Genomic DNA, 2,368 nt, shown 5'->3' on the forward strand with positions numbered 1-2,368 from the left:
TTGCCGTCGTAGCCGAAGAAGTGAGAAAGCTGGCTGAACAAACATCTTCCGCAACAGAAAAGGTCCGATCGACACTGACAGGAATAGAAAATGAAACAAGTATAGTCAACAAAGAGATGGAAAAGACGGCTGAGACGGTCAGAGAACAAAGCGATGCCGTAGCAGGTACCGAAGCAGCATTTAACATGATTGCCCGCTCGATTGATAAGATTTATGAAGCAATTGAAGAAGTCAATGAAGAAATGCAGAGCCTTACTGCTGCTAAAGAGCAATTCACAACTTCAATTGAGCACATCGCAGCCATCAGCCAGGAAACTGCAGCATCTACTGAACAGGTCACTGCGTCAGTGGAAGAACAGCAAAACGCAATTCAAGTCGTAACACAGTCAGCTACATCATTAAATGATGAAATTACTGACTTAAAGAATGCAATCGGCTATTTCAAATTTTAAGAATTACTTCTTAACTAAAAAGGAGGCAGCGTATCCAAGCTGCCTCCTTTTTATTACGCTCTTTTTTTCAGGATAGAAAGGGTCACTACTAAAACAACGGATTCTTCCGCACATCCACCCAGTGTGAGGACTGTTCAAGCTCACCTGCCAATTGCAGCAGCAAGTCTTCCCGTCCTCTTGCGGCCATCACCTGCACTCCGACTGGCAGGCCATCGGCTGTCTGGTGCAGCGGCATGGACATCGCTGGCTGTCCTGTCAGGTTGGCAAGCTGAGTGAATGGCGTTCTGGCGAGGTTCTTCTGGGCAATCTGGTCAACGATACCTGCCTTCTTCAGCATTCCTCCGAGCCCCATTTTACCGACCGTACTAATTAAGAATTTTTCCGTCGAGGTCGGTTCCAACTCTCCAATTCGAGCTGGAGGAAAGGCTGTAGTCGGTGTCAGGAAAAAATCATACGTTTCATGGAAGGTTTCCATCTGAAATGCCGTCCTGTCCCATTCCCTGATGCTCAGTACAAATTCCTCCGCTGATGTTGCTTTCCCAAGCAGGCCTAACAGCCAGGTTGTTGGTTCAACATCAGATAGGGTAGCTTTCCGACCTAGTACTTCCTCCAATGATGCTAAAAGTGCAGCCGTTTCTCCAAAGTACATCGTTAAATAACTCTTCGCAATTTTAAGGCCATCGACTGGCGCATCCTTCTCCTCAACCAGATGCCCCATCGATTCTAGCAATCTGGCAGTCTTCAAGACGGCTTCCCGGCAATCAGGATCAACCTCCGTCCCGATTGGAGAAGTCACCGAGTAAGCGATCCTTAGCTTTTTATCCAAAGGAATGCTGAGAGTCTCTAGATAGCTTCCTTCAAATGGTGTGGCATGGAAAGCACCTGCTTTTTCATGGCCATGCAGCTGATCCAGCATCGCCGCGCTATCACGGACAGTCCGGGTTAACACATGTTCAGCAGACGCACCTTGCCACGCTCGTCCATAATTCGGCCCAACAGGCGTCCTGCCCCGCGTCGGCTTTAAACCGAACAAGCCGCAGTAGGCCGCAGGAATCCGAATCGAACCACCGCCATCATTGGCACCTGCAATCGGGACCATTCCCGATGCCACCGCAGCAGCCGATCCGCCACTGGAGCCACCCGGTGTACGGTCGAGATTCCACGGGTTTCGGGTCGGGCCATAATGGGCAGGCTCGGTGTAAGCCACCAGCGCAAATTCAGGGACGTTCGTCTGGCCAAGGAACACGACTCCCGCCTTTCTCAATCTCCGTGCATATTCAGAATCCGTTTTTGCCCGGTAATTTAAAAAGGCCTTCGATCCCGCAGTGATGGGTTCCCCTTCAATCTCCTGAGAGATATCCTTCAGCAGCATTGGCACACCTGCAAAAGCGCCAGACAGCTCAGCATCCGCCGCCTCGCGCGCCTTGTCATACATCTTGTTAATGACTGCATTCAGTTTCGGATTAAGTGAATCGGTTAATTTTATTGCCTCTTCCACCAATTCCTTCGGCTGCACTTCTTTCTTCTTTACTAGCTCCGCTAACCCCAGCCCATCATAAGCTTTATAATCAAACCCCTTCATCCGCCTCACCACCGTCTCTTTTTACTATCTATTGTTCTCTAAAGATTTCTAATTTCCTCTTTTGCTCCAAGTTGGCGTTATTAGAAATTTTTCAAAAATTAATTTCTGATAAAAAAATAGTATTAGAGGGAATGGTGGATGATTAAGGAGTCGGAAAAGCTTTCATTTTTAACAATCAGCTTCATTGGTGACCTATTTTTCGCTCCTCAGCACTTTTTTGAACGCCAATCGGCTTTATCAGGCTCTCTTCATCTACAATTTAATCTTCATTCTCTTCAAGATCTTTAATCAACCTCTTCAAGATCTTTAATCAACCTCTTCAAGATCTTTAATC

3 protein-coding genes are annotated in these 2,368 nt (G+C 47.4%); 2 read left to right on the top strand and 1 reads right to left on the bottom strand.

Features of this window, described 5'->3' with window-relative positions; all coding sequences use genetic code 11:
- Positions 1-452 (top strand): methyl-accepting chemotaxis protein (locus WB217_RS17305; RefSeq protein ID WP_423994528.1); only part of this gene is annotated, 452 nt, incomplete at its 5' end.
- 88 nt (positions 453-540) lie between these two features.
- Here the strand turns inward: WB217_RS17305 and WB217_RS17310 are convergent.
- Complete coding sequence (locus WB217_RS17310; protein WP_423994529.1) at positions 541-2,034, bottom strand: amidase; 1,494 nt, start codon at positions 2,032-2,034, stop codon at positions 541-543.
- A gap of 138 nt (positions 2,035-2,172) precedes the next feature.
- Here WB217_RS17310 and WB217_RS17315 point away from each other — a divergent pair, with 138 nt between their 5' ends.
- Positions 2,173-2,322, top strand: coding sequence for a hypothetical protein (locus tag WB217_RS17315; RefSeq protein WP_423994531.1), 150 nt, complete (start codon positions 2,173-2,175; stop codon positions 2,320-2,322).
- Positions 2,323-2,368 lie beyond the last annotated feature (46 nt).

It is taken from the genome of Mesobacillus sp., assembly GCF_049588175.1.
Taxonomy (GTDB): Bacteria; Bacillota; Bacilli; order Bacillales; family Cytobacillaceae; genus Mesobacillus.